This window comes from Azospirillum sp. SYSU D00513 (assembly GCF_017356015.1).
Taxonomy (GTDB): domain Bacteria; phylum Pseudomonadota; class Alphaproteobacteria; order Azospirillales; family Azospirillaceae; genus Azospirillum.
The window spans coordinates 75,384-102,235 of sequence record NZ_JAFIQV010000029.1; the positions used below are offsets into that span (position 1 = coordinate 75,384).

The 26,852-nt window shown below is 70.5% G+C and carries 20 protein-coding genes; 8 read left to right on the forward strand and 12 right to left on the reverse strand.

The window, feature by feature from the left end; genetic code table 11:
• Position 1: 1 nt before the first annotated feature.
• The 5 genes from JUB11_RS20870 to JUB11_RS20890 all read right to left on the reverse strand — a co-directional run bounded on the left by JUB11_RS20870 (position 2) and on the right by JUB11_RS20890 (position 9,861).
• On the reverse strand, positions 2-1,552 hold the full coding sequence (locus JUB11_RS20870) for a response regulator (RefSeq protein WP_207460507.1): 1,551 nt from the start codon (positions 1,550-1,552) through the stop codon (positions 2-4).
• Positions 1,549-6,579 carry an AAA family ATPase gene (locus JUB11_RS20875; RefSeq protein WP_247887213.1) on the reverse strand — a complete coding sequence of 1,677 codons (5,031 nt, stop codon included), beginning with the start codon at positions 6,577-6,579 and terminating at the stop codon, positions 1,549-1,551. The genes JUB11_RS20870 and JUB11_RS20875 overlap by 4 nt, the downstream gene beginning before the upstream one ends.
• A 207-nt stretch (positions 6,580-6,786) precedes the next feature.
• The gene (locus tag JUB11_RS20880; RefSeq protein WP_207460509.1) at positions 6,787-7,719 is read right to left on the reverse strand and encodes a pirin family protein; all 933 of its coding nucleotides are present in this window, start codon (positions 7,717-7,719) and stop codon (positions 6,787-6,789) included.
• A 176-nt stretch (positions 7,720-7,895) separates the two neighbouring features.
• Positions 7,896-8,732: an alpha/beta hydrolase gene (locus JUB11_RS20885; protein ID WP_207460510.1), complete on the reverse strand. Its 837-nt coding sequence runs from the start codon at positions 8,730-8,732 to the stop codon at positions 7,896-7,898.
• A gap of 232 nt (positions 8,733-8,964) precedes the next feature.
• Positions 8,965-9,861: a LysR family transcriptional regulator gene (locus tag JUB11_RS20890; protein ID WP_207460511.1), complete on the reverse strand. Its 897-nt coding sequence runs from the start codon at positions 9,859-9,861 to the stop codon at positions 8,965-8,967.
• Between the two features lie 156 nt (positions 9,862-10,017).
• Here JUB11_RS20890 and JUB11_RS20895 point away from each other — a divergent pair, with 156 nt between their 5' ends.
• Positions 10,018-11,220, forward strand: a complete 1,203-nt coding sequence (locus tag JUB11_RS20895) for an MFS transporter (RefSeq protein WP_207460512.1) — start codon at positions 10,018-10,020, stop codon at positions 11,218-11,220.
• On the opposite strand, the gene JUB11_RS20900 is transcribed toward JUB11_RS20895, so the two are convergent.
• The 7 genes from JUB11_RS20900 to JUB11_RS20930 form a co-directional block, all read right to left on the reverse strand.
• Complete coding sequence (locus tag JUB11_RS20900; protein WP_207460513.1) at positions 11,203-12,291, reverse strand: alpha-hydroxy acid oxidase; 1,089 nt, start codon at positions 12,289-12,291, stop codon at positions 11,203-11,205. The genes JUB11_RS20895 and JUB11_RS20900 overlap by 18 nt on opposite strands.
• Positions 12,292-12,299: 8 nt before the next feature.
• Positions 12,300-12,956 (reverse strand): sel1 repeat family protein, encoded by a 657-nt coding sequence (locus tag JUB11_RS20905; protein WP_247887214.1) that lies wholly within the window; start codon positions 12,954-12,956, stop codon positions 12,300-12,302.
• 80 nt (positions 12,957-13,036) lie between these two features.
• Positions 13,037-13,723, reverse strand: a complete 687-nt coding sequence (locus JUB11_RS20910; protein ID WP_207460514.1) for a Fe2+-dependent dioxygenase — start codon at positions 13,721-13,723, stop codon at positions 13,037-13,039.
• Positions 13,724-13,824: 101 nt separating this feature from the next.
• Positions 13,825-16,107: a TonB-dependent siderophore receptor gene (locus JUB11_RS20915; RefSeq protein ID WP_207460515.1), complete on the reverse strand. Its 2,283-nt coding sequence runs from the start codon at positions 16,105-16,107 to the stop codon at positions 13,825-13,827.
• Positions 16,108-16,458: 351 nt separating this feature from the next.
• Complete coding sequence (locus JUB11_RS20920) at positions 16,459-17,931, reverse strand: glycosyl transferase family protein (protein WP_247887215.1); 1,473 nt, start codon at positions 17,929-17,931, stop codon at positions 16,459-16,461.
• 124 nt (positions 17,932-18,055) lie between these two features.
• Positions 18,056-18,493, reverse strand: a complete 438-nt coding sequence (locus JUB11_RS20925) for an EamA family transporter (protein ID WP_207460517.1) — start codon at positions 18,491-18,493, stop codon at positions 18,056-18,058.
• A gap of 121 nt (positions 18,494-18,614) precedes the next feature.
• A complete protein-coding gene (locus JUB11_RS20930) occupies positions 18,615-18,935 on the reverse strand; it encodes a hypothetical protein (RefSeq protein ID WP_207460518.1) in 321 nt (106 codons plus the stop codon).
• A gap of 543 nt (positions 18,936-19,478) precedes the next feature.
• On the opposite strand from JUB11_RS20930, the gene JUB11_RS20935 reads away from it, so the two are divergent.
• From JUB11_RS20935 to JUB11_RS20965, 7 genes are all read left to right on the forward strand, one after another.
• A complete protein-coding gene (locus JUB11_RS20935; protein ID WP_207460519.1) occupies positions 19,479-20,495 on the forward strand; it encodes a glycosyltransferase family 2 protein in 1,017 nt (338 codons plus the stop codon).
• A 1-nt stretch (position 20,496) separates the two neighbouring features.
• Positions 20,497-22,095 (forward strand): lipopolysaccharide biosynthesis protein, encoded by a 1,599-nt coding sequence (locus JUB11_RS20940; RefSeq protein ID WP_207460520.1) that lies wholly within the window; start codon positions 20,497-20,499, stop codon positions 22,093-22,095.
• A gap of 71 nt (positions 22,096-22,166) precedes the next feature.
• A complete protein-coding gene (locus JUB11_RS20945) occupies positions 22,167-23,174 on the forward strand; it encodes a glycosyltransferase family 2 protein (RefSeq protein ID WP_207460521.1) in 1,008 nt (335 codons plus the stop codon).
• Positions 23,175-23,220: 46 nt separating this feature from the next.
• Entirely contained in the window at positions 23,221-24,447 is a 1,227-nt protein-coding gene (locus JUB11_RS20950; protein WP_207460522.1) for a glycosyltransferase family 2 protein, read from the forward strand.
• 278 nt (positions 24,448-24,725) lie between these two features.
• Positions 24,726-25,724, forward strand: a complete 999-nt coding sequence (locus tag JUB11_RS20955) for a tripartite tricarboxylate transporter substrate-binding protein (protein ID WP_207460523.1) — start codon at positions 24,726-24,728, stop codon at positions 25,722-25,724.
• Between the two features lie 84 nt (positions 25,725-25,808).
• Positions 25,809-26,315 (forward strand): tripartite tricarboxylate transporter TctB family protein, encoded by a 507-nt coding sequence (locus JUB11_RS20960; RefSeq protein ID WP_207460524.1) that lies wholly within the window; start codon positions 25,809-25,811, stop codon positions 26,313-26,315.
• 16 nt (positions 26,316-26,331) lie between these two features.
• On the forward strand, positions 26,332-26,852 hold a 521-nt coding region (locus tag JUB11_RS20965; RefSeq protein WP_207460525.1), incomplete at its 3' end, for a tripartite tricarboxylate transporter permease.

A 26,852-nucleotide genomic window follows, 5' to 3' on the forward strand; every position in this document is an offset into this window, starting at 1 on the left:
CTTACTCCCCAGCCCTTGCAACCGGCGACGCGGCCGGCGACACCGGCAGCACGGCCTCGAACACGCTTCCGCGGGGGACCCTCGGCGCCGCGGTCAGGCGCCCGCCATGCAGCTCGACGATCGAGCGGCTGATCGCCAGCCCCATGCCCAGCCCTTCGGGTTTGGTGGTGTACAGGGCGCGGAAGATGTCCTCCACCGCGGATTCGTCGATCCCGACGCCGCTGTCCTCGACCCGGACGCGGAGCTGACCGGCATCCGCGCGTGTGGTGATCCGCAGGGAGCGGCTGTCCGCGTCCAGGGCCGCCATCGCCTCGACCGCGTTCATCACGAGGTTGAGGACGAGTTGCTGAAGCTGGACCCGGTCGCCCTGGATCCAGGGCGGGCCTTGCAGCAGGTCGGTCTCCACCTCGACGCGTGCCCGGCGCAGTTCCGCCCGCACCAGCCTCAGCGTGTCGGCGATCAGCGCGCTCATGTCCACCCAGCCGGGTTCGGCGGGGGTGCGGCGTGCCAGCGCCTGGATGCTGCGGACCACATCGCCCGCCCGCCGCGCGTCGCGCACGATCCGCTCGGCCACCACGCGGGTCTTGGGCAGGTCGGGGGAGTCTTTCGACAGGTGCTGAAGGCAGGTGCCGGCGTTGGTCACGACTGCCATCAGCGGCTGGTTGACCTCGTGGGCGATGGCCGCCGCGAGCTCCCCCATCATGGTCAGCCGGCCGATGTGGGCGAGGTCGGCCTGGGACTTGCGCAGGGCTTCGGCGGTCTGGCGGCGCTGGGTCAGATCGCTGAACACCAGGATCGCCCCCTCGACGCAGCCGCGCTCGCCGACGATGGCCGAGCAGCGCTCCTCCACCGCGATTCCAGGTGGGTTGGCGCCTTCCCCCAGGTTCCGCCGGCCGCGCGACAGGAGCCTGGAGACGCGCTCCGGCGGGGCGAGGTCCCGGTTGCGCAGCACGAGCGAGGCGAAATCCTCCAGCGGCTCCCGCGTCTCCTCGTCCACGACGGGGAAGACGCCGGCCAAGGGCTGCCCCGCGGCCTCGGCGGCCGTCCAGCCCGTCAGCGCCTCGGCGGTGCGGTTCATGTATTCGACCCGGCCCTGGGCGTCGCACAGGATCACCCCGTCGCGGATGCTCGCCAGCGTGGCGGCGTAGCGGCGCTCGCTCTTGCGCAGCCGGGCGTCGCTGGCGTGCATGTGCAGCGCCATCTGGATGACGGTGCGCATCTGCGGCTCTTCGAAAGGCTTCAGCAGATAGCCGAAGGGCTCCGTCTGGCTCGCGCGCCGCACCATGTCGTCGTTGGCGTAGGCGGTCAGGAAGATGATGGGAATGTGGTGGGTGGCGCGGATCCGGCGCGCCGCCTCGATCCCGTCCATCTCCCCCTCCAGCCGGATGTCCATCAGCACGAGGTCGGGCCGGCTGGAACCGGCGAGCCGGATGGCGTCCTCGCCGTTCGCGGCCATGCCGGCGACCGAATGCCCCATGCGCTGGAGCTGCTGCTGGATGTCGCGCGCGACGATGCGGTCGTCCTCGACGATCAGGATGCGGGCCGCGATCATTCGAATCCCCGGTTTCGGCCTTTCAGAGGGAAGGTCACGACGAAGCGGGTCCCATTGTCCGTGCTGTGCTGCAAGGTTCCGTGCAGTTGGCTGGTCAGGTCGGCGACGAGCTGAAGGCCGACCGAGTCCACGGTATCGGGATCGTACCCGCCCGGCAAGCCCACGCCGTCGTCCTGCACGGACAGCCGGCAGGATCCCTCCTCCGCCGCCAGCGCCACCCGCAGCACCCCCTCACGGCCCACGGGAAAGGCGTGCTTCAGCGCGTTGGAGACCAGCTCGTTGACGATCAGGCCGCAGGGCACGGCGCGGTCGAGATCGAGCTGGAGATCATCCAGGTCGGTCTCCAGCCGGATCGTTCCTCCCTGCTCGTCTCCCTGCTGCCCCTCTTGTTGGGCGTAGGCGCGGATCAGGTGGGCGCAGACGGATTCCAGATGCGCGCGCATCGGCACCCGCGCGTAATTGCCCAGCCGGTACAGGTTCTCGTGCACCAGCGCCATCGAGCGGACCCGGTCGCGGCTGTCGGCGAACAGGGCGGCGACCGCCTTGTCGGAGATCCGGTTCGCCTGGAGGTTCAGCAGGCTGGTGACGAGCTGAAGGTTGTTCTTCACGCGGTGGTGGACCTCCCTCAGCAGCGCGCCCCGTTCCTCCAGCGTCGCGGTCTCCAGCGACGTCGCCGCCTGCGATCCGAGGAGCGTCAGCACGGTCACGCGCGAGGGGGTGAAGGCGTGCGTCGCCAGGGCGTTCTCCAGATGCAGCAGCCCGACGACCCTGGCCTGGCGGAGGAGCGGCATGCACAGGATGGAGCGCGCCTCGCTGTCGCGGAAATAGGGATCCGCCGCGAAGGGGCCGTCCGCTCGGGTGTCGTCCACGATCACCGTCTCCCGGTCGCGGATGGCGCCGTGGATCATCACCGTGGGCAGCGGGTAGCCGTCGGCATCCTCCTGGACGAGGCGGACGGAGATCCCGTCGAGCCCCGTGACCGCCTCCGCCTCCACCCGCAGCCTTTCGCCGCGGGCAAGGATCAGGAGCCCGCGGCTGGCACCGGCATGCTCCAGAACCAGGGTCAGCAGCGTGGCGGTCAGCCGCTCGACGCTCGCCTCATCGGACACCGCGCGGGAGATCTCCAGCAGCTTCGGCAGGTCGATCCCGTCCAGGTTTCCGTCCATGTTCCGCTGAACCTCCGGCACCGCCGCGCCGCCTTCGGCGGCCGGATGAAGGGCGGGGAGGGGCGCGAGAGCGGGGTGATCCCGGTCCAGCTGCCGGACCTTCGCCGTGGCCCCCCAGCGCGCGTAGCAGGCGCGGGCCTCGCGCAGGCAGGCGAGTTCGAGCATGGCCAGGCCGATCCGGCGGTAGAAGCGCGCGGCGCATTCGTTGGCAAGCGCCTCGACATGGGGCAGGTCGCCCCGCCGCGCCGCCTGGACGGCCCGGTCGTAGCCGCGCATCGCGTCCTCGGTCCGGTTCCCGATGCGGGCGCCCTCCGCCTCCACCAGGGCGAAGCGGGCCTCGAACGTGTCGGGACCGGTCAGCGCCCAGTCGCGCAGCTGGTCCCGGTGCCGGGCGAAGGCCGCCGCATGGACCGCGTCGCCCGGCCCGGTTCCCGCCAGGACCGCCCGCGCGAGGGCGGCATGGAAATGGAACTCCGCCATCTCCAGATGGCCGGAGGTGGTCCACAGAAGCGCCTCGGCCCGTTCGGCGGCGGCGGCGGCACCGGCCATGTCGCCGTCGATGCAGCGGAGTTGGAGGGTGCGGATCCCGTGCCAGCAAAGTGCTATGTCCAGGCTGCGGTTGGCGCCCAGCCGGGCCTCGAAAGCCGCGTTGTCGAAGCCCGGCCCGTCCAGCGAGCCGAGCGCGCCGGTCTGGCCGCGCAGTGCTCGCAGCGTCTGGAGCTGGGTGGTCAGGATGTCGGCGCACAGCCCGAACTTCACCTGCCGGACATAGGCCAGCCGCACCTCCGCCGTCCGCTGGACCGTCGCCAGCGGGTCGCCGGCCATCAGCATGCTGGTGACCAGCGTGACGCTGGTGAAGCCGCCATAGGTGACGTCGCCGCCCTCCCGCGCCTCCTCGAAGGCGCGCAGAAGAAGGGCGCGCTCGCTGCGGACGTCGCGCGTCCAGGGAACCACATGGTAGGCGAAGGTCATCAGGACCCGCGCCCGGTAGCGGGTCCGGCCGTGCCGCTCGGCGAGGTCGAAGCCGAGCCGCCCGAAATCGTAGCCGGCGGCGTAATCCCCGAAACAGGGGCCGGCGACCATGCCGAGATAGGCGAAGCCAAGGGCCGACGCGTCGCTGTTGCCGTGCCGCAGGGACAGGTTCGCCATGCGGCACAGGATCAGGCAGACCAGGTTGCGGTCGCTGAAGAAGGCGGGCGGCAGGACGGCCGCCAGCACGTCCAGCGTCGCCCGGCTTTCCGGGTCGGCCGTCGCGGGCAGGGCCGCCAGCGCCTCGATGGAACGGCCGCCGATGGCCGCCCGCAGCCGCTGGTACTCCTGCCGGGCCTCTTCCTCCGACGGGTGGGCCGGCCAGTGGATGCCGACCTCGCGCAGATGGTCGAGGCAGACGCCGATCGCCCGGTCGCTGCGGTCGGCCGCCGTGTAGACGGTGATCAGGAGCGCCGTGATGGCCGCGCGTTCGGCCGCGCGCTCCGCCCGCCCGACGAGGTCGAGCAGGCGCTGTTCGGCCGGCCCGAGGTCGCCGCTCAGGAACTCGCATTCCGCGCGCAGGTACTCCAGGGCGAAGCTCACTTCGCGCTGCCGCTCCCAGCGCCTCTCGTCGAGCAGCGAAAGGCCGGCCAGGACATGGGCCAGGGCCGAGCGGTGCGCGCTGGCGGCCTTGGCGCGGTGGCCGGCCGCCAGATAGAGGGCCGCCACCTCCTCCCGCTCCCGCTCGTCCCGCACCAGGGGAAGGACGCGGTCATACTGGCCGACGATGTCGAACAGCCGTTCGCCGGAAGCATCGGCCCCTGCATCGGTGTCGGAGGCGCCGCGCAACGCGCGGGCGATCTCCAGATGCAGGGCGCTCCGCTCCTCCTCCGGCACCAGGGCGTAGGCGCCCTCCTGCACACGGTCATGAAGGAAGCGGTAGCTGTCCTCGGCCCGCAGCAGCAGTCCTTCCGCCACCACCCCGGCCAGCCCCCGCTCGACCTCGGCGGGCGGAAGGCCCACGGCGAGCGCGAGGGTGGGAAGCCGGACCCCGGCGCCGAGGCAGGCCATGCGGGAAAGGAGGGCCCGCGCCAGCGCCGGAAAACGCCCGAGCCGGTCCGTCATCAGCGTGGCGATGCTGTCGCCTGGCCAGGCCGCCCGGACCTCCGCCATGTTCCAGCACCAGCCCCCGGCGGCCTGGTCGAAGCGCAGGCGCCCCGAGCGCTGCAACGCGATCAGGAGATGCACGGCGAAGAAGGCATTGCCGCCGGTCCGCTCGTGCAGCAGGCCGGCCAGGTCGGCCACCGCCTCCGGCGCGCGGTGCAGGCCGTCGGCGATCATGCGCCGCAGGTCCTGCGGGGAGAGCGGCGACAGCGCGGTCTCCATGCTGTCGATGTCGCGTCCGGCCGCGCGGACGCGGTGGATCAGCTTCAGGAGCGGATGGCCGGCCCCGACCTCGTCGCTGCGATAGGCCCCGACCATCAGCAGGTGGCCGATGCCCCCCTCGGCGATCAGGCGGTCCAGCAGGTCCAGCGTGGCGCGGTCGAGCCATTGCAGGTCGTCGAGGAACAGGACGAGCGGATGGTCCGGGCGGGCGAAGACCTGGAGGAACCGCCGGAAGGTCAGGTCGAAGCGGTGCCGAGCCTCCTGCGGGGCCAGCTCGGCGACGTCCGCCTGCTCGCCGATCAGCAGGGCGAGGTTCGGGACCAGGGCCGTCATCAGCGCCCCGTTGGCGCCCACCGCCTCCCGCAGGGCGCGGCGCCAATGGTCCCGGTCCAGCCCCGGCCGGCTGAGCACGCAGTCGATCAGCCCGCGGAAGGCCTGGGACAGGCTGCCGTAGGGCAGGCTGCGCCGGCCCTGGTCGAACTTGCCGGCGGCGAACAGGCCGCGCGGTGGCACGATCTGCTCCTGAAGATGCCGGACCACCGAGGATTTCCCGACCCCGGACGGGCCGGCGATCAGGACGACGCCCATCCGCCCGCGCTCGGCGACGCGGGCAAACGCGTCCCGCAGAGCAGCCGCCGGCTGCTCCCGTCCGTAGAGCACCGGCGGGGGCGTCAGCTCCTCCGGCAGGTCCTGATGGCCGGCCGGAAAGTCCGGAACGCCGCCGTGGGTCTCCCAGAGCCTCAGCGCGAGGCGCAGGTCGTGCAGGAGGCCGTCCGCGCTCCGGTAGCGGTCCTCGGCCGTCTTGGCGAGAAGCCGGAGCAGCATGCCGGACACCGCCTGCGGCAGGTCCGGAACATGGAGGCCCGGCGGCAGGGGCGGGCGCGCCAGATGGCAGTGCACCCATTCCATCGGCTCGCGCGCCGTGAAGGGCAGGCGCCCGGTGAACAGCTCGTACAGGACGACGCCGAGCGAATAGAGGTCGCTGCGCTGTTCCACCGGCCGGTTCATCCGCCCGGTCCGCTCCGGCGCCATGTAGGGGAAGGCTTCGGCGGGCAGGTCGGCCGGCGTCTCGGCCGGTTGGGCCTGGGACGGGCCGGCGCGGCCGAAACCGGTCAGCCGCACCACCCCGTCGTCGCCGGCCAGCAGGTTGAAGGGCCGCAGGTCGCGGTGCAGCAGCCCGCGCCGGTGCAACTGCCCGAGCGCCTCCGTCAGCGCCACGGCGAGGCGGAGCCGGCGGTGGAAGGGCAGGGTTGGGACCACCAGTGTGGAGAGCGTCTGCCCTCCGGGGTCCGCCAGGGTGAGGACGGGCGCCCCATGCTGGTGGATCAGGTCCAGCGGCTTAACCGACCAGGCCGGATCGAGACGGTCGGAGAGCCCCTGTTCCCGGGCGAGCAAGGCCGCCGCCCGGCCGTTCCGCTCGGGCGTCCGGATCAGGAAGGGGAAAGGCTGGCCCGGACGCCTCACCCGCATCAGGCGGGTTTCGCCGTCGCTTCCCAGCGAATCCATGCCGGGTCCCGGGCCGGGATCCGCCAGATGTTCCGAGTTCACGCCCATGCGCCGACGGCCTCTTCCCGGGTGCGCCACCCGCCTTCCGCGAATTCGCGGAAGCGAACGCGCTGTCCCTCCAGGGGCATTTTGACCGGCTGCATCCTAGCGCCACTTTCCAGCGGCCGGGAGTTTTCCCGGCGCCGCACCCGCGCGCGGGGGCCATCGTCAGGCGGACGGCTGCGGCTCCGGCAGGGGAATGAACTCGGCCTCGTCTCCGGGCACCGTATCGAAGCGGGCCGCCTTCCAGTCGGCTTTCGCCTGTTCGATGCGCTCGCTCCGGGAGGAGACGAAGTTCCACCAGATGTGGCGCGGCCCGTCCATCGGCTCCCCGCCCAGCAGCATCAGCCGGGCATCGCTGCGCGCGCGCACCGTGATGCGGTCCCCGGGCCGGAAGGCGAGGAGACGGCCGGGGCCGAAGACGTCGCCCGCGATGTCGATGTCGCCGGACACCACGTAGATCCCGCGCTCCTCATGGTCGGCGTCGAGCGGAAGCGAGGAGCCCGCCCGGAGGATGGCATCGGCGTAGAACATCGGGCTGGACGTCCGCACCGGGGAGGTGGCGCCGAGGATGGAGCCGGCGATCACCTTCACCGTCTTGCCCTCGCCCTCCAGCACCGGCATGTCGCCCGCGTCGTAATGGACGAAGTCCGGCTCCGATTCCTCGTCCCTGGCGGACAGGGCGACCCAGCTTTGAATCCCGTACAGCGACGAGCGGCCGGTCCGCAGGCCGGCCGGCGTGCGTTCGGAATGGACGATACCGCGTCCGGCCCGCATCCAGTTGAGTTCCCCCGGCCGGATGGCAAGCTCCGTGCCGAGGGAATCGCGATGCATGACCTCGCCCTCGAACAGATAGGTGACGGTCGAGATGCCGATGTGTGGATGCGGCCTCACGTCCATGCCGGAGCCCAGGAGGAATTCCGAGGGGCCCATCTGGTCGAAGAAGATGAAGGGTCCGATCATCTGCCGCTTCACGCAGGGGAGCGCGCGGCGCACCTCGAACTCGCCGAGATCCCGCGCGCGCGGGACGATCACCGTCTCGATGGCCTCGCAGGCGAGCCGGTCGCCGGCCATGGGGTCTTCGGCGGGGTGCCAACTCATGCTGTCCTCCTGCCCTGCGGGCCTGTCCGCCCGAAGCGTCGGGCTTTGGAACGGCAGGAACCCCCGCCGTGCCGGCATGGTAGGGACAAGGACGCCGCCGGGGCTTGTCGCTTACGCGCATGCCTTGAACATTCTGAACACCGGCGGCGGACGGCCCTTACGCCCCTTGCGGCGGCTCAGGCCTTGAGGAAGGCGAGCAGTTCCTCGTTCACCTGGTCCTTGTGCGTGGTGCACAGGCCGTGGGGAGCGCCGGGGATGATCGTCAGCGTGCCCTTCGGCAGCAGCGCGGCGGCGGCCTTCCCGGTGGTCGCCAGCGGCACGATCTGGTCGTCGTCGCCGTGCAGAACCAGCGTCGGGACGATCATCTTGCGCAGGTCGTCGCGCTGGTCGGTCTCGGAAAAGGCCTTGATGCATTCATACTGGGCCAGCAGGCTTCCCTGCATGGCCTGCATCCAGAAGCTGTCCATGGCGCCCTGCGACGGCTTGGCGCCCGGACGGTCGTAGCCGTAGAAGGCGGGGGCGAAGTCCTTGAACCACTGGGAGCGGTCGGCCTTCACGCCGGCCCGGATGCCGTCGAACACCGACAGGGGCACGCCCTCCGGGTTCCAGCTGGTCTGGGCCATGGTCGGGGTGACGGCGCCGATCAGGACGGCCTTGGCGACGCGCGACACGCCGTGGCGGGCGATGTAGCGGGCCACTTCGCCGCCGCCGGTCGAATGGCCGACATGCACGGCGTCCTTCAGCCCGAGCGCCTCGGTCACGGCGGCGAGATCGTCGGCGTAATGGTCCATGTCGTTGCCGAAGCCCGGCTGCGAGGAGCGCCCATGCCCGCGGCGGTCATGAGCGATCACGCGGTAGCCGCGCTGGGCCAGGAACAGCATCTGGTCCTCGAAGGCGTCGGCGCTGAGCGGCCAGCCGTGGCTGAAGACCACCGGCTGCCCGGTCTGCGGACCCCATTGCTTGACGTGGATCTCGACACCGTCCCGGGTGCTCACATAACGGCCCTGTAGCATGGCTTCCGTTCCTTATCCGCTGGGTTTTCAGGATCGGCGGGCGCGCCATCCGGGGGGCCGGTGCCCGCTTCGGAAAACGGGCCGGGGCTTGCCGTCCTGATGCCGTCACCCTAACGGCGCGCGGAGAGGGCCGCTTGCCGCTTCGGAACGGGTGTTGAAGGATCTGTGCATGATGGGAGAGGGCAGTGGAACCGCCCCGGAGACCTCCCGCAACTGGCGAAGCCTCAGAGGCTCAAAGCCGGCCGAGCGCGTCGTCGCGGCGCAACGCCCTCTCCAGTGCCGCGATGAACAGCCGGACCTTCGGCGGCACGAAGCGGGCCGACGGGTAAAGCGCCCAGATGGCGAGCGGCTCCAGTTCGCCGCCGGCGAGCGGAAGCGGAACGAGCCGCCCCTGGCGGACGTCCTCGCGCACGTCCCAGTCCGACAGGACCGCGATGCCGAGCCCGGCGAGGCAGATCTCGCGCAGCCCCTCTATGGAGTTGGCGGAAAAGCGCGCCTGGACCCGGACGCGGTTGCCGCGGGGCTCGCCCAGGAAGGACCAGTGCGTGGCGCCGGTCAGCGCGAGGCACTGGTGACGGGTGAGATCCGCGACCGTAGCGGGCGTGCCCTGTTCGGCCAGATAGGATGGGGCTGCGTAGAGCGCGCGCGGGTTGGGGGCCAGCCGCCGCGCGATCAGGCCGCTGTCCCGCAACGGCGCGATCCGGATGGCGAGGTCGATGCCCTGACCCGCCACGTCCAGCTGCGCGTCGGTGAGCTGCAGTTCCACCGAGACCTGGGGATTCGCCCGCAGGAACTCCGCGACCACCGGTGCCACCACCTTGCGGCCGAAGGCCGCCGACGCCGTCAGCCGAAGCAGCCCCGAGGCGCCGGCCGAGGAGGGGCGGACGCTGGCGCGCGCCGCCGCCTCGTTCTCCAGCATCGCCTGCGCGAAGGGAAGCAGCGCCTCCCCCTCCGGCGTGAGGGCGAGCGAGCGCGTCGTCCGGTGCATGAGCCGCGCGCCGACATCATCCTCCAGCGTGGCGAGCCGCCGCGTCGCCGTCAGCGGGGAAATGCCCAGGCGGCGGGCGCCGGCGGCAAGGCTTCCGGCCTGCGCGGCTTCGACCAGGACGGCAAGGCAGGCGAGGTCCATTGCTTCACGTTTTGATGGTCCGGCACATCACTCTGCCCGACTGATGCAAAGGATGAAAGGGGATTAGGGTCCTGTCCCAGCACCGGACGGCACGGCCACGCAACGAACGGCCGCCCGCCGGAACCCCCTCTCCCTCCAGACCGAGGACACCGCATCATGAGCATCACCGACGGAATGCCCGCCGCCACGCCGGAAAGGGCGCGGCTCGGGCGCGGGCTGACCTTCGCCATGGCCGCGGCGACCGGCGTGGCCGTGGCCAACATCTATTACAACCAGCCGATGCTGGGGCTGATCGGGCGGGACATGCCCGGCCCCCTGACCGAGATGATCCCGACCGCGACCCAGCTCGGCTATGCGGTCGGGCTCCTGCTTCTGGTGCCGCTGGGCGATCTTGTGGAGCGGCGCCGGCTGATCGTCGTGCAGTTCCTGATGCTCGCGGCGGCGCTGGCGGTGACCGCCTCGGCGAGCGGCCCCGGCCTCGTCCTCGCGGCCTCGCTCCTGCTCGGCGTGTCGGCGACCGTGGCCCAGCAGATCGTGCCCTTCGCCGCGCATCTGGCGCCGCCGGAGCGGCGGGGCGCCGCCGTCGGCACGGTCATGGCGGGGCTGCTGACGGGCATCCTGCTGAGCCGTACGCTCGCGGGCTTCGTGGGCACGCATGCCGGATGGCGGGAGATGTTCTGGCTCGGCGTGCCCTTGGCGCTGGGTGCCGGGGCGCTCATGGCCGCGAGCCTGCCGCGCAGCCATCCGAACACGGGCCTGCGCTATCCCGTCCTGATGCGCTCGCTCGCTCATCTCTGGCGCGAGTTTCCGGCCTTGCGGCTGGCGTCGGTCACCCAGGCGCTGCTGTTCGCCGCCTTCACCGTCTTCTGGACCATTCTCGCCCTGCGACTGGCGGAGCCGCGCTTCGGCCTCGGTGCCGACGTGGCCGGGCTGTTCGGCGTCGTCGGCGCGGTCGGCATCCTCGCCGCCCCGGTCGCCGGGCGCATCTCGGACCGGCACGGCCCGGGGCTGGTGATCGCGCTCGGCACCGTGCTGACGCTGGCGTCATGGCTGCTCTTCGGCCTGTGGACCTCGGTCGCCGGGCTGGTCGCCGGCGTGATCCTGCTCGACTTCGCGGTGCAGGCGGCGCTGGTGTCCAACCAGCACATCGTCTACGCCCTGCGGCCCGAGGCGCGCGCCCGGCTCAACACCCTCTTCATGGGCATGATGTTCCTCGGCGGGGCGGTCGGCTCCGGCACCGCCAGCCTGGCCTGGAACGCCGGGGGCTGGGGCGCCGTGACCGGGCTCGGCTTGCTGTTCGCGGCGGCGGCCACCGTCCTTCAGCTAAAGGCTCTGCGCGGGCTATCCAGACGCTGGTGAGAAGATCACCGAAGGGTCGATCTCCGCCAGGCTCGCCCGTCCGGTGAGCGCCATCGCGACCTCCAGTTCGGTCTGCAAAATGGTCAGCATGTGGGCGACGCCCGCCAGGCCCCCGACGGCCAGGGCGTGCAGGACCGGCTGGCCGACCAGCACGGCGGACGCCCCCAGCGCGATGGCCTTGAGGATGTCCGTCCCGCGCCGGACGCCGCCGTCCAGCAGGACCGGGATTTGCCCAGCGGCCGCGCGCGCCACCAGCGGCAGGACGTCGATGGTCGCCGGCAATGTGTCGAGGGTCCGGCCGCCATGATTGGACACGATGATGCCCTGGGCGCCCGCCTCGATGGCCGGGGCGACGTCGCCGGGGTTCAGGATGCCCTTGAGCAGGACGGGAAGGCGCGTGCCGGAACAGAGCCACCGCACGCTGTCCCAGGTCGGGGCGTTCCGGAGCATGCCCTGGAAGACCGGGCTGCCGGGCCGGGCCGGTGCCGCCGCCGGGGGCGCCATGCCCGCCAGGTTGACGGCCTCGACACCCGGCGGCAGCCGGAAGCCCGCGCGCTGTTCGATGTTGCGCACCCCGTTCACCGGCGCGTCCACCGTCAGAACCAGGGCCTTGCAGCCGGCGGCTTCGGCCCGCCGCACCAGCGACAGCGTGTCCTCGGGCCGGGGCTGGAGGTAGAGCTGGAACCACAGGGGGGACTGCGCCCGTTGCGCAATCTCCTCCAGCCGGACGCTGGCCTGGGTGCTGACCGTCATCCATGTGCGGGTCAGGGACGCGGCGGTCGCCGTCGCCAGTTCGCCCTCGGGGTGGAGCAGCTTGTGGTAGGCGGTGGGGGCGAGGATGATCGGGTAGTCCAGCGCCTCCCCGAACAGCTCCGAGCGGGATGTGGCCCCCGACAGGTCCCGCAGGGCGCGCGGCATCAGCCGCAGCCGGTCGAAGGCCTCCCGGTTGGCCCGCTGGGTGATGCCATCCGCCCCGGCCCCCGCCACATAGGCGCGGACCGCGGGATCGGCCCGCTCGGCGAAGTGTCGCTCGTAATCGGACAGCGACACGGTGTCGGGCGGAACGGCCATGGTCGGCGTCACCTTGGGGCACCCTCCACGGCATCCGGTCCGGCGAGCGCCGCCGCCTGCCGGGCCAGCGCCTGGAGGTCCGGGTCGGGGCTTTCGGCCAGCGCCGTGGCCATGGCGCGGAAGAAGTCCGGGAAGCCGGTCTCCAGCGCCCGCCGGAACCAGGGCAGCGCCTCGTCCCGCCCGCCCGCGAGGGTCAGCATCCGGGCGTAGTTGAAGCGGCCCCAGCAATCCCCGCCCTCGGCCGCCGCCTGGAAGAAGGCGAGGGCGGCCGCGTCGTCCGCCGGAACGGCTCGCCCGCATTCGTGGAACAAGCCCAGCATGTTGAGCGCCTTCACATGGCCCTTGCGGGCCGCCGCCGCGTAGAGCCGGTAGGCCGCCTCGTCGTCGGCCGGGACGCCCTCGCCCCGGCAATGGAGGTCGCCCAGGTTGAACAGTGCCCAGACGTCGCCCCGGTCCGCCGCCGCGTGGTAGTAGGCCGCCGCCCGCGCCGGATCGGCGGCGGTGCCCCAGCCCCGTTCGTGGCAGCGCCCCAGCATGTTGAGCGCGCGGGCGTCGCCGCCGCGCGCGGCGCTGCGGAACCAGTCGAGCGCCTGCGCCTCCTGTTCGGGGCCGCCGCGGTCGAGGCAGAGCTGCCCCAGCGCGAGCTGCGCGTCGGTGATCGTCATGTCCGCGCCGGCTTGCGGGGCGGGGGAGGGAAGGCACGTGGGGGCCATCGCCGCGTCCGCGCTCATCAAACCCCCTCTCATCAAACCTCGGCCCAGCGCCGCAGGAGGTTGTGGTAGTGGTTCACCAGCGACAGGACGGCGTGGTGCCGGTCCCCCAGCTCCTGGCGCAGTTCGATGATCGCCATGTCCAGATCATAGAGCATGGCCCGCAGCCCGTCGTCCTTGACGAGCGATTGGGTGAAGAAGAAGGAGGCCCAGCGGCTTCCCCGCGTCACCGGGTTGACCTGGTGCAGGCTGCTGGATGGATAGACCACCGCATGACCCGCCGGCAGCTTGACCGACTTGGTGCCGTAGGTGTCCTCGACGATCAGCTCGCCGCCGTCGTAATCCTCGGGCTCGCTGAGAAAGATGGTGGTGGACATGTCCGACCGCATGCGCAGGCCTCCGCTGCCCGGAATGACGCGGATGCTGTTGTCGACATGATAGCCATAGGTCATGTCGCGGTCGTACCGGTTGAACATGGGCGGCAGCACGCGCAGGGGCAGCACCGCCGAATTGAAGGCCGGGCTGCGGGCCAGCGCCCGCAGGATGACGACGCCCAGCTCGCGGGCCGTGTCGCTGTCCTCCGGGATCTGGAGGTTGTTCTTGGACTGCGCCGCCTGCTCGCCCGCCGTGACGCGCCCGTCCACCCAGGGCGAGGCTTCCAGCACCGCCCGGCAATGCGCGACTTCGTCGGGGCTGAGAATGTTCGGGATGTCCAGCAGCACGGCGTTTCCCTCATGAAGAGAACGGGGGTGAAGAGAACGGGGGTGAAAAGAACGGGCCGGACCGCCCATGGGGCGGCCCGGCCATGTCGGTCCAGGGGTGGTTAGAAGTTCAGCCCCGTCGTCAGCATGACCGTCCGGCCCGACGCGGGCACGGCGCGGACCGCGTTGAAGGAGGAGGTGTAGTTGCGGTGGTCGGTCAGGTTGTAGCCGTTCAGCGCGACCGAGATGTTGCCGAAGTCGTAGGACACGACGGCGTCCAGCGAGACGGTCTCGGGCACGCGGGCGGTGTTGGCCGTGTCCGACCAGTAGGAGGAGGCGTACTGCACGCCGCCGCCGACCGTGAACCGGCCAGGCACGCCGGCCTCGAACTCGTAGGTCGTCCAGAGGCTGGCGTTGTGCTTGGGCACGTTGCCGGCCGTGTTGCCGATGACGGCCTGGTCGCCCTCGGACTCCGTCACCTCGCCGCTGAGGAAAGCGTAGTTGGTGTAGACGTTCCAGGCGGAGGTCAGCTTGCCGCTGACGCTGGCCTCGAAGCCGCGGACGCGGACGCCGATCCCGGCTTCGGCGAAGCCGTCGGTGACGGTGCCGGTCGCCGGATCGACGGCGTAGCTGTTGCTCTTCTCGAGCTGGAACACGGCGCCGCTGACGCCCAGCCGGCCGTTCAGGAAGTCGGCCTTGCCGCCCAGCTCATAGAGGTCGGTCTTCTCCGGATCGAAGCTCAGGGCGGAGTTCGGCGTCTCCGATGTGCCGTTGGTCACCGCCGCGGCGATGTCCGTGCCGATCGGCTTGGTGGAGCGGGAGTAGGACAGGTAGACCGACGAGTCCGGGGTGGGCTCGTAGATCAGGCTGAGCGACGGGCTCCAGGCGCGCTCGGTGGCCGTGCCGCCGGGGACCGTCGGAGAGGCCGATTCGAATTTGGTGCGGAAGTAGTCCCAGCGCAGGCCGCCCTGGACCGAGAGCTGGTCGAACAGCCAGACGCGGTCGGTGACGAAGACGCCGGCGTTGGTCACCTGGGCCTCGCGGGCGCCGGTGGGCAGATAGGTGATGGCGGTGGTGGGGCCGTAGCTGTGGCTGGGGGTCCGCACGGTCTGATTGTTGGTGCGGTTCAGCCAGCTTCCCGACTTGCGCTTGTCGTTCTGGTAGCTCAGGTCCAGCCCGCCATTCACCTGATGGCGCAGGCCGAACAGCTCGCCGTTCAGCTTGGCGCCGGCGACGTTCTGCACGCCCCAGCCCTGCTGTTTGAAGGCCATGCCGCCGCCGGCCCCGTAGCTCAATGCCGGGTTGCCGCCGCTCAGGAACTGGGTGGCGGCCGGACCGGTCACGGTCGCCGGGTTGGTGGCGGCGAAATCGCGCTGGTAATGGCTCCAGCGGGTGTCGTTGTAGAAGGACAGGCTGCCGTTCACCTCATGGGCGAGCGTCGAGGTGACGATGTGGTTTTCCGTGTCGTCGCGGTCGAGGTTGCGGACGTAGGAGATGGAACGGTCCAGGCCGAACTCGGCCGCCGGGCGGACGATGCCGTCGGCGCCGCGCACCATCGGCTGGCCCAGGTCGGGGGTCTTGTCGCCGTTCAGGTAGGCGTAGTTGAGGTGCCAGGTGGTGTCGGTCCCGAGGCCCAGCCCAAGGTCGGCGGCCAGGCCCCAGCGGTCGGACTCGACCTTGTCGCGGCCGGCGACGTCCTGGTTGTGGTAGAGCGCGTTCACCCGCAATGCCGCCGTGTCGCTGATCGGCTGGTTGACGTCCGCGGTGGTGCGGAAGGTGAGGCCGGAGCCGACCGACTGCTCGACGGCGGCCTTGCGGTCCAGCGACGCCTTCTTGGTGCCCTGGTTGATGACGCCGGCGGCGTTGCCGACGCCGAAGCCGTTGCCCGACGGACCCTTGAAGACCTGGACCGTCTCCGTGTTGAAGACGTCGTGGGTGTAGACGCCGAAATCCTTCAGCCCGTCGGTGTAGATGTCGCCGCGCGCCGTCATGCCGCGGATGCGGAACTGGTCGCCGGTCTGGCCGCCGTTGCCCTCGCCGGTCGAGATGGTGATGCCCGGCACGTTGCGCAGCACCTGCTCGAGCGAGGTGGCGCGCTGCTGCTCGATGATCTCCTGCGGCACCACGTTGACGGAGCGGGGCATGTCCTTGACCGTGTCGGGCAGGCGGGACACGCCGGTCGGAGCCGCGTTGACGTTGCCGGTCTCCGGTGCGGCGCCTTCCACCTGGATGGAATCGAGGACGAGGGCGTCGCCGGCCGCGCGCCCCGGTACGTCACCCTGTCCCGAGCCGGCCGTCTGCGCGTCGGAGGTGGCCGGCAGGGCGAAGGTCATGGCCAGGCTCGCCGTCGCGACCGCGCCGGCCATGATGGGCCGGAGGCTCTGGGGTTGGGTGGTCTGTCGCATCAAGCTCTCCCGAAATTCGTCTGGGCAGGGGGACGTTCTGTCTGGCCGGTTTCTAGCAACGGGGTAGCATCCCTCCACAAGGCCTGTAATTCAGAATCATTCTAAATTGCAAAAAGCAGGGGTGATCTTGGGAGGGCGAATGGTCGGAAAGCGCCCCGGAAAGAAGGAGGAGGCGGAACGCGGGAGCGGACGAGCGATGTGAGGATCTGGTATAAAGTCTTTTTATATCAATGATCTAAGGGTAAGCGGCATCGTCCGCCCACGGCGTTCGGGCTGGCCGGTTCAGACGCTGTTCGGGTCTTTGTTGCAGAAACGCAACATAGATAATAATAGTCAGTCGCAAAATGCCGGTCAGCGGGCGGGCCGAGCTTTCCACAGCGCCTCGGCCCGCGCCAGGGCCTCGGTCAGGCCCGTTCCCGCGGCGTCCGGGAGGGAGAAGAGCGCGAAGGCTGCGGTGGCGATGATGATCCGTTCGGCGCGCGCGTCGCGCGTTGCCCCGGTCCAGACCCCCTGCCAATATTCCAGGCTGGTCCCGCGCGGCCGCGGGGTGGCGGGCGGCTCGCCCATGAGCGCGGGGAGCACCAGATCCTCCGCCTCGCCCCCGGCCAGCCGGTGGATGCTGGCCGGGCGGAAAGGGCTGTATTGGGCGACGTCGCGGACGCTGCCCAGCACCGCCATGTGCTTCCAGCCGAGAATCCGGGCGGTGTCCCGGTGCAGTTCGCGGTAGGACGGCTTCGCGACGCCGAGCAGGCTGGTCCGGCTGTCCGCCGGGCGCAGCAGATGGACCGCCTCGAAGGCCACCGTGCGGAGCTGCGTCAGGCTGTGCAGGCCGAGCAGGCGGTGGATCTGGGGCGCCAGTCCGGCCAGGGGAACATAGACGATCCCGCTCTCCGCCAGGGCCGACCGGATGCCGGATGCCGTGGCATGGACCGGAATGCCAAGGGCGGAGGCGACGAGGTCGTAGCGCCCGGCCGTGGCGCCGCTGCCGGTGTTGCCGTGCAGCAGGACACGGTGTCCGGCCTGTGCGACCAGCCGCGCCGCGTGGAAGAACCAGGGCGGGTTGTGGTAGTTGGGGGAGGTGAAGCAGGGCCAGTCCACGTCCGCCCGGACCGTCCCGCCGAGCCGTCCGGCGACATGGCCCTGCATCGCGCGCACGAATCCCGCGAGTTCCGGCGCGGTCGCCCCGCGCACGCGCATCATGCCGAGCAGCGCGCCGATCTGCACCGGGTCGGCCTCGCCCGCCAGGACGATCGCCATCGCCTCCTCGGCCTCCTCGCTGGTCAGCGGGCGGCCATGGCCGCCGCCGGCGATGCCGAGCACGCCGATGTGGCGGGCCAGCCGCTCATGGGCCGAGCCGCCGCGGCCAAGTTCTTCCAGCTTCGCCGACAGCTCCCGCGGCGAAGGCTGCCCTTCGAGCAGATCGGCCGGTCGGACCTCCAGCGGCGGGACGGGGGTGTCGCGCGGCACGTTCCAGCGGGGATCGAACGGCTCTTCCTTCGGCACGCCCGCCAGCTTCGGCGCGAACAGGGCGTCGATCTCCATGGCGAGCGCCTGGACCTTCGGCCGCAGGGCTTCGGCGAAGGGGGTGGGGACAAGCCCGCGCCCCGACCGGACGAACAGGGGGTCGCCCAGCTCTTCCCGGAGCTGGGCCAGCAGGCGGCTGAGCGCCGGCGTCTGGAGGCCGAGTTGCTTGGCCGCCAAGGTGACGTTGCGCTTGGACAGCAGGGCGTCGAGCGCAACGATCATGCGCCCGCGCGCCAGCTTGTCGGCCATCCGTCCGGATTCGAGCGCGTCCGGGCACGACACGGGTGGAAGGTCGCTCATTTTGCCCATGCTGTGCCCTCGGTCCTGCGCCTGCGCCGCGGCTGGAAGATGGCCGCGCATTCTTGATAATGATGTGCATTTGCACTGTCACGCAAGACGCTGCAACAGGCCGCTGGCCGGCTGCTTATTTAAGGGCGAGAAGCACCACCCCGCCGGCGATCAGCGCGACCCCCAGCCAGTTGGTACCGGAGAGCCTTTCTCCCAGGAAGAGGACGCCGAACAGGGCGACCAGCACGACGCTCAACTTGTCCACCGGCGCCACCTGCGACGCCGGGCCGAGCTTGAGCGCGCGGAAATAGCACAGCCAGGACGCGCCGGTTGCGAGGCCCGACAGCACGAGGAACAGCCAGCTCTTCGGGGACACCGCCGACAGCGCGAGGGCTTGTCCCGACGCCAGGAAGATGCCGATCAGCAGCAGGAAGACGACGGCGGTGCGGATCAGCGTCGCGGCGTCGGAGCCGATCCCCTCCACGCCGACCTTCGCCAGGATCGCGGTCAGCGCCGCGAAGCAGGCCGACAGCAGCGCCCACACCGCCCATGCCGGAAAAACGCCGTCGCTCATCCCCTCATTCCTTCCCGCTCCACCGCTCGAGGCCGGAGTTTGCGGCAAGGAAGGTGCGCGCCCAAAGCGCAAACGCACCATCGAGCGGGGGGCGGGGTGGCTGATCCCGCCGCGCTCCGCGTCAGCGCAGCGGAATGTTCATCTGGATGCTCAGCCCCGGCTCGGGCGCGTACATGACCGGGGGCGGCGGGGCGTAGACCACGGCGGGAGGCGGGCTGTAGACGCGGACCGGCGGGCGCTCGATGACCACAACCGGGGGCGGAGCGCCGTAGACGACGACGGGGCCATCGTGCCGGTGGCCGTGCTTATGGTGCCCATGCTTGTGATGGGGGTGCTTGTGCCGCCGGTCGTTGTCGGCGGCGGCCGGGGCGGAGAGGCCGATCGCCAGCCCGAAGGAGACGATGGCGAGGCTGAGGCTGCGGACGGCGGGGTTGACGACCATCTTCCTACCCTTGTTTTGTCGGCGCGAAAGGGGTGGCTGCACCGCCCTCTCCGTTACGCTCAAGTTTCGGCCGGCGGCTGTGATCAATTTGGGCTTTCGCCCGATCCATTGCGGATGCCAGATGTGTCCGCTGAAGCGCGCCCCCGCCAGTCGGCGATAGGGGTTAGGCCATCGGCGGGGAATGGCCTACGGCGCAGGGCAGCCATTCCCTTCGGCCGGGCTTTCCGGCCGGAATCTTTCGGATGCGCCCTGCCACGCCTTCCGGGCCGGGGTTACCGCCTTCGTAGCGGCTCAAAGCCTGGTGCTCCGCAGCTATGAAGCCGCCGGATTCCCTTATGCTGCGCTGCATTAAGCCGCGTATCCGGCGTTCGGCCACGTGTCGCCTCGGGCATGGACCGGTCCCGGCGGGGGCATGGGGTTAGACCCTGCGGGCGGGCACCACCCCGGTTGGCGTCGGAACCATGCCCGAAGGCGGGCGTTGAACCGCCGCCTTCTTGATTGCAGGCTACCGACCGCACCGTGCCTGTAAGGGACGACGACCTGATGAGCAGCCCGACCGTTTCCGTGGTTATTCCCGCCTACAACGCCAGGAAATACATAGGCGCCGCCATCGAATCCGCGCTGTCGCAGACGCTTGACCGCACCCGGGGCCGGCTTGAGGTCCTGGTGGTGGACGATGCCTCCACGGACGATACGGCGGCCCTGGTCGAGCGGATGGCGGGGCAGGATTCTCGCGTCCGGCTGATCCGCAGGACCGAGAACGGCGGCCCCTCGGCGGGGCGCAACCTGGGCCTCGCGGAGGCGCGTGGCGCCTGGATCGCGACGCTCGACGCCGACGACTGGATGGAGGCAGACCGGCTGGAGGGGATGATCGCGGTGGGCGAGGGCGCCGGGGCCGACCTCGTCGCCGACAATCTCACCGTGCATGACGAGCGGACGGGCGAGGTGCGGCATGCCTTCCGGCCCTGGCCGTCCGACCCCTCGGCGCCGGTATCGGCGCTGGATTTCTGCCGGCTCGACCGGCCGGGCCTGCGCGACATGGGGCTCGGCTACGCCAAGCCGATGATCCGCTCGGCCTTCCTGAACCGGCACGGGCTGCGCTATGCCGAGGATGTCCGGGTCGGCGAGGATTTCGACTTCTTCATGCGCTGCCTGATGCGGGGCGGCCGCCTCGTCTTCACCAACGCGCCGGGCTACCACTACACGCGGCGCTGGAACACCGCCTCGCTGACCAGCGAGACGCAGGCCTACGAGAACCTCATCCGCGTCAACCGCCGCCTGCTGGAGGAGGCGCGCGCCGGGCAGGATCCGGTGCTGGCGCGCGAGCTGGCGACCCGCCAGCGGATGCTGGACAGCCACGCGCCCTTCCGCGATTTCCGCGAAGCGGTGAAGAGCCGCCGCTACGGCCAGGGCGCCTGTCATCTGGTGCGGCTGCCCTTCCACCCCTATGCCATGCGCCGGCTGGCGCGCGCCCTGCTGCTCCGGCTCAAGGAGCGCGCACGGCACCGCGCCGCCCCCGGCGGGCATCCCTCCGTCAACGGAGTTGCCGGTGGGGACTGACATGCGCCCCGGCACACCCCGGCCCATCCCCGCTTCCGATCCCGCCACCTCGGCCATGCCCGGACCGGAGTCCGCCTTCGCGCCGGCTCCCGACCCCACCGGGCGGTCGGCGCGGGGCGGCGCCATCTCGCTCGCCGCCCAGGCGGCCAAGCTGTTCCTCGGGTTGGCCTCGACCGTGATCCTGGCACGGCTTCTGGTGCCCGGCGATTTCGGCCTGATCGCCATGGTGGCGCCCGTCGTCGGCTTCTTCGGCATCTTTCACGACCTCGGCCTGACCATGGCGACCGTGCAGCGCGAGCACATCACCCGCGCGCAGGTCAGCGCCCTGTTCTGGATCAACGTCGGCGTCAGCGCGGCGCTGGCCCTGCTGGTGGCGCTGCTCAGCCCGCTGGTGGCCGCCTTCTACGGCGATCCCCGGCTGGAGGAAGTGACGCTGGCGCTGGGCCTCTTCCTGTTCTTCAGCGGCGCCTCCGCCCAGCATTTCGCGCTGCTGCGCCGGCAGATGCGCTTCACCCGCCTGGCGGCCATCGAGCCGACCGCGCTGGCGGTGGGCATCGCGGCGGCGGTGCTGGCAGCATTGTGGGGGCTGGACTACTGGGCGCTGGTGGTGCTCTCGGGCGCCGAGGCGGTGACGCGGCTGGTGATGGCCTGGACCTTGAGCGGCTGGTGGCCGTCCCGCCCGGCGCGGGGTGCGGGCATCCGCGACATGCTGGCCTTCGGCAGTCATCTGACCGGCGCCAACCTGGTCGGCCATTTCGTCCGCAACATCGACAACGTTCTGATGGGACGCTTCTGGGGGGAGACGGCGCTGGGCCTCTACAACCGCGCCTACACGCTGTCGCAGCTGCCCGTGAACCACATCAGCCAGCCGGTGTCGGGGGTGGTCATCCCGGTGCTGTGCCGGCTGAGGAACGATCCGGAGCAGTACCGCCGCTACTTCGCGATGGCGCTGGGCCTGTCGGCCAGCCTGTCGATGCCGATCATCGCCTTCGCCCTGGCCGACGCCGAGCTGTTCTTCGCCGTGATGCTGGGCGAGCGCTGGGCGGCGGCCGTGCCGATCTTTCTCGCCCTTGGGCCGGCGGCCTTCCTCGGCACCACCCACATCGCGACCTACTGGGCCTTCGTCAGCCTCGGCCACACGCGGCGCCAGCTCCGCTGGTCGCTGGTCACCGGCGCTACCGTCACCGCCGCCTTCGTCCTGGGGCTGCCTTACGGGGCCGTCGGGATGGCGCTCGCCTACAGCGCGGCGACCCTCGCCCTGCGCGTCCCGGGGCTGGCCTACTGCTTCCACGGAACCTGCCTGAGGGTGCGCGACTTCTTCGCGGCGCTGCGGCTGCCGACGACCGCCTCTCTCGGCGCGGGAGCGGCGCTGATCGCCCTGAGGGCGTGGCTGGAGCTTCCCGCCACCGGCTTCGCGCAGCTCCTGCTCGACGGCGCCTTCTACGGGTTGGCCTACGGCGCCCTCTACGCGGCCTTCCCGGAGGGCCGGAGCAACCTGCGGCTGGCCCGGAACCTCGCCGGCGGCCTGTTCCGGCGGCTGACGGGCCGCTGGGCGCCGCCCCCGGCCATACCCATGGACCGGCCGACCCGCGCCGGCTGAGATCCGACCTGGACGGAATGCCCGGAAACAGGCCCGGAACAGGCAGGCAAAAGGATTTGAGGAGACGAGAGATGGACCAGACCCGCGGCGGCGCTCCGGCACCCAAGGTCTCCGTCATCATGGGGGCCTACAACGCCGCGCGCTGCATCGGCACGGCGCTCGAATCCGCGCTCGCGCAGAGCCTGCCGGACATCGAGATCCTGGTGGTGGACGATGGCTCCTCCGACGGCACGGCGGAGGCGGTGGCGCGTGCCGCCGAACGCGACGGGCGCCTCGTCCTGCTGCGCCTTGACCGGAACCTCGGCCCGTCCGCCGCCCGCAATCGCGCCATCGGGGCCGCGCGAGGGGAGTGGGTGACCCCGCTGGACGCCGACGACCGCTTCGCGCCCGACCGGCTGGCCCGGCTGGTGCGCGAGGCCGAGCGGACCGGGGCCGACCTCGTGGTGGACAACCTGCTGGTCCACGACCTCGCGACCGGCACCGCCAGGAACGCCTTCCCGGACTGGCCGGCCGATCCCTACGGCCCGATGGGACCGGCGGAGTTCTCGCGCCGCGACCGGCCGAGCACAGACATCATGGGCCTCGGCTATTCGAAGCCGCTGATCCGGCGCGGCTTCCTCCAGGACAAGGGCGTCCGCTACGCGGAGGACATCCGGGTCGGCGAGGATTTCGACCTCTACATGCGCTGCCTCATCCGCGGTGCCCGCCTGTTCTTCGTCAACGCGCCGCTCTACCATTACACCCGCAGCACGAAATCCCTGTCCAAGGCCGACTCCGCAGCCAATTTCCGCGACTTCCTGAGCGTGAACGGGCGCCTGCTGGAAGAGGCGCGCGGCCGGGGTGACCGGGACCTCGTCCGCGCCCTGGCGGACCGGCAGGTCCATCTGGAAGGGCATCTGCCCTTCATGGCCTTCCGGGAGGCGCTGGGACGCCGGGACTTGGGCAGCACACTGAAGGCGCTGGGGGCCATTCCCTCCTACCGCTACGCCGTCTCCCGGCTGGCGAGCGCCGGCACCCGGCGGCTGCTGGGCCGGGCGGTCCCTCCGGGAGACGGCCGCGCTTCCCCGGGCACGCCCTGAACGCGGGCAGGGACTCCCTTTCACCGTCACCAGACCGGACATCGCCATGAAAGTCTCCGCCGTCATCCCGACCTACAACCGCTCCGCCCTCCTCCGTGAGGCGGTGGAGGCGGTGCGCGGGCAGACCCGGCCGGTGCATGAGATCCTGATCCTCGACGACGGCTCCACCGACGACACGGCCGCCGTGGCGGGGGCGCTGGGGGAAGGGGTCCGCTACGTCCGGCAGGAAAACCGCGGCAAGTCGGCGGCGCTCAACAACGCGCTGGGCCATGTCACGGGGGACCATGTCTGGATCTGCGACGACGACGACATCGCCCTTCCCACGGCGGTGGAGACGCTGGCGGGCGCCATCGAGAAGAGCGGCGCCGCCTTTTCCTTCGGGCAGTTCCGGAAATTTCATGTGGACGAGGCGACCGGGGAGCGCGTCCTCGCCGACCGCCCCGAATACTGGCCGGATCTCAGCCGCAAGACGGTCTGGGTGAAGATGCTCGAGGACTTCTTCATGTACCAGAACGCCACGCTGGTCGCGAAGCAGGCCTACGACGCGGTCGGCCCCTTCCGGGAGGACCTCGTCCGCTCCCAGGATTACGAGATGGCGCTTCGCCTCGCCGGGCGGTTCAAGGGCGTGGCGGTCCCGCAGGTCGTCTTCCTCCAGCGGCAGCACGCCGGCCACCGGGGCAACAGCCGGGACAGCTTCTCCAGCGCCAAGGCGCTTCAGAAATGGGTGCAGTACAACCAGGTCTTCTTCCGGGAGCTTCACGAAACCCTGCCGCTCTCCACCTACCTGCCGCAGGGGGTGGGCTACGGGTCGGAATCGGTGGACCGCCGCGTCGCCCTGCTCCAGCGCGCCACGGTCTTCGCCCGCAAGAAGATGTGGGAGTTCGTCCATCCCGACCTGCGCGAGGCCGCCACCATCGACCCCGGCCGCGGGCTGTCGCCGCTGGAGGGGGAGATCTGCCGGGCCGCGCTGGTCAGCGGCTACGGCTGCGCGGAGTTCCTGGATGACCCCGGCATCGCCGCGGCCCTGCATGGTCTGGCCGGGGAGGGGCCGCTCGCCCGCGCCATCCTGCGGGCGGTGACGGAGCCCCTGCTCTGGCACGCCAAGACGGCGGCGCGCCAGGGCCGCTATCGGGAGGCCGCTGGCTATCTGCGCGCCCTGCGCGCCGCCAACGGCTGGGGCGGCCTTCCCGGCATCCTGGGTTCCGCCGCCGGTCGCAAACTGCCCTTCCGCCGGCCGGTAGGGCGCGACCCGGTTCCGCTGTCGGCGGCGTAGGAAGCCCAAGTCAGGTCTATCCCTTCTCCAGGCGCCCGAAGGCTTCGGGCGCCTTTGTTTTTTGCCGGCTGCCGCCCGACAAGGAATCGCTTGTCGTTCCATAACGGCCTTTTTGTTTTTCGTTGGTTAACCCAGCAATTAGTGTTCTGAGCGTCTGACATGAGGCATGCCACACGCCAGCGCGGGTTGGCCAGCCTTGGTGTCGGGAGGATGCAGAACCGGCACGCGGGTCGAAGAATCCGCGGCGCGAAAATGGGAGGACGCCAATGGAAAACCCGATGTCGCATCTGGTCCGCTGCCTGGCCGCGACGGCCGTCGCGGCCGGCACGCTCGCCGTGACGGCCACGGCGGCTCAGGCCGCCTGGGAGCCGACCAAGAACGTCGAATTCATCGTGCCGGCGGGCACGGGCGGCGGCGCCGATCAGATGGCGCGGATGATCCAGGGCATCATCCAGAAGAACAATCTGATGAAGCAGTCCATGGTGGTGATCAACAAGTCGGGCGGTGCCGGCGCCGAGGGCTTCCTCGACGTCAAGGGCTCCAACCGCAACCCGCACAAGATCATCATCACGCTTTCCAACCTCTTCACCACGCCGCTGGCCACGGGCGTGCCCTTCTCCTGGAAGGACATGACGCCGGTCGCCATGCTGGCGCTGGACAACTTCGTGCTGTGGACCAACGCCAACAGCCCGATCAAGTCGGCCAAGGAGTATGCCGAGGCGGCCAAGGCCGGCACGCTGAAGATGGGCGGCACCGGCTCCAAGCAGGAGGACCAGATCATCACCGCCGCCATCGAGCAGGCGACGGGGGCCAAGATGACCTACGTGCCCTACAAGGGCGGCGGGGACGTGGCGGCGCAGCTGGTCGGCGGCCACATCGACTCCAGCGTGAACAACCCGATCGAGGCGGTGTCGCAGTGGCGCGGCGCTGCCTTGAACCCGCTCTGCACCTTCGGCAAGACCCGCATGGAGGGTTCCGAGCCGGTGCATGACGGCAAGGCCTGGAAGGACATCCCGACCTGCACCGAGGCCGGCCTGCCGGTCGAGTACCAGATGCTGCGCGGGATCTTCATGGGTCCGGGCGTGACCAAGGACCAGATCCAGTACTACGTGGACCTGTTCGAGAAGGTGCGAGCCACGTCCGACTGGAAGGACTTCATGGCGAAGGGCGCCTTCGACCAGACCTTCCTGACCGGCGAGAAGTATGCCGCCTGGCTCGGCGAGGCCGAGGTCCTGCACAAGGATCTCATGACCAAGGCGGGCTTCGTCGCGAAGTGAGCGGCGGACCGGGACGCGCCTGAACGCCCGGCCCCGGAACGGTCCGCCGGACCCTTCCGGGGCTGCCTGCCGGAGTGGTGGAACATGCACACGGAACATTCTGACCAGCGGGCCGTCGTCTCGGTCCGCACCGCCGAGATCGGCGTCGCCCTGCTGTTCATCCTCGCCTCCATCGTCGTGATGATCGACAGCGTGCGGGTCGGCAACGGCTGGGCCGCGGACGGGCCGGAGGCCGGCTATTTCCCCTTCTACGTCGGCGTGGTGATGTTCATCGCCAGCACCGGCACGCTGGTCGGCGCCATCCGCGCGCGCGGCACCGGGCGGGAGGCCTTCGTCGAACACGGCCAGCTCAGGCTGATCCTGAAGGTCTTCGTGCCGTCGGTGGTCTTCGTCGCGCTGATCTGGCCGCTCGGGATCTACGTCGCCTCGGCTCTCTTCATCGCCTTCTTCATGGGCTGGGTCGGCCGCTATCGCCCGCACGTCATAGCACCCGTCGCCGTGCTGGTTCCGCTGGCCCTCTTCGCCATGTTCGAGGTCTGGTTCCTCGTCCCGCTGCCCAAGGGGCCGCTCGAAGCCCTTTTCGGCTACTGACCCCGGGAGGACCGTCTTGGAAGCCTTCTCGTCTCTCATCATGGGCTTTGGTGTGCTCGCCGATCCCATGAACATCGTCTACATGTTCATCGGCGTCACGCTGGGCGTCCTCATCGGCGTCCTGCCCGGACTGGGCGGCGCCAACGGCGTCGCCATCCTGCTGCCCCTCACCTTCAGCATGCCGCCGACCTCGGCCATCATCATGCTGTCCTGCATCTACTGGGGCGCGCTCTTCGGCGGCGCCATCACCTCGGTGCTCTTCAACATCCCCGGCGAGCCATGGTCGGTCGCGACCACCTTCGACGGCCACCCCATGGCCCAGAACGGCCGGGCCGGCGAGGCGCTCACCGCAGCCTTCACCTCCTCCTTCTTCGGCGCCTTCGTCGCCGTCCTGCTCATCACCTTCCTCGCTCCCGTCATCGCCGGCTTCGCCCTGCGATTCGGGCCAGCCGAGTTCTTCGCCGTGCAGATGCTGACATTCTGCAGCTTCGTCGGCATGGGCAAGGAGCCGCCCTTCAAGGTGCTCGCCGCCATGAT

Coding starts and splice junctions, on each gene's coding strand:
- JUB11_RS20870 (WP_207460507.1), bottom strand. CDS start 1,552: ATGATCGCGGCCCGCATCCTGATCGTCGAGGACGACCGCATCGTCGCG.
- JUB11_RS20875 (WP_247887213.1), bottom strand. CDS start 6,579: ATGGATTCGCTGGGAAGCGACGGCGAAACCCGCCTGATGCGGGTGAGG.
- JUB11_RS20880 (WP_207460509.1), bottom strand. CDS start 7,719: ATGAGTTGGCACCCCGCCGAAGACCCCATGGCCGGCGACCGGCTCGCC.
- JUB11_RS20885 (WP_207460510.1), bottom strand. CDS start 8,732: ATGCTACAGGGCCGTTATGTGAGCACCCGGGACGGTGTCGAGATCCAC.
- JUB11_RS20890 (WP_207460511.1), bottom strand. CDS start 9,861: ATGGACCTCGCCTGCCTTGCCGTCCTGGTCGAAGCCGCGCAGGCCGGA.
- JUB11_RS20895 (WP_207460512.1), top strand. CDS start 10,018: ATGAGCATCACCGACGGAATGCCCGCCGCCACGCCGGAAAGGGCGCGG.
- JUB11_RS20900 (WP_207460513.1), bottom strand. CDS start 12,291: ATGGCCGTTCCGCCCGACACCGTGTCGCTGTCCGATTACGAGCGACAC.
- JUB11_RS20905 (WP_247887214.1), bottom strand. CDS start 12,956: ATGACGATCACCGACGCGCAGCTCGCGCTGGGGCAGCTCTGCCTCGAC.
- JUB11_RS20915 (WP_207460515.1), bottom strand. CDS start 16,107: ATGCGACAGACCACCCAACCCCAGAGCCTCCGGCCCATCATGGCCGGC.
- JUB11_RS20920 (WP_247887215.1), bottom strand. CDS start 17,931: ATGAGCGACCTTCCACCCGTGTCGTGCCCGGACGCGCTCGAATCCGGA.
- JUB11_RS20925 (WP_207460517.1), bottom strand. CDS start 18,493: ATGAGCGACGGCGTTTTTCCGGCATGGGCGGTGTGGGCGCTGCTGTCG.
- JUB11_RS20930 (WP_207460518.1), bottom strand. CDS start 18,935: ATGGTCGTCAACCCCGCCGTCCGCAGCCTCAGCCTCGCCATCGTCTCC.
- JUB11_RS20935 (WP_207460519.1), top strand. CDS start 19,479: ATGAGCAGCCCGACCGTTTCCGTGGTTATTCCCGCCTACAACGCCAGG.
- JUB11_RS20940 (WP_207460520.1), top strand. CDS start 20,497: ATGCGCCCCGGCACACCCCGGCCCATCCCCGCTTCCGATCCCGCCACC.
- JUB11_RS20945 (WP_207460521.1), top strand. CDS start 22,167: ATGGACCAGACCCGCGGCGGCGCTCCGGCACCCAAGGTCTCCGTCATC.
- JUB11_RS20950 (WP_207460522.1), top strand. CDS start 23,221: ATGAAAGTCTCCGCCGTCATCCCGACCTACAACCGCTCCGCCCTCCTC.
- JUB11_RS20955 (WP_207460523.1), top strand. CDS start 24,726: ATGTCGCATCTGGTCCGCTGCCTGGCCGCGACGGCCGTCGCGGCCGGC.
- JUB11_RS20960 (WP_207460524.1), top strand. CDS start 25,809: ATGCACACGGAACATTCTGACCAGCGGGCCGTCGTCTCGGTCCGCACC.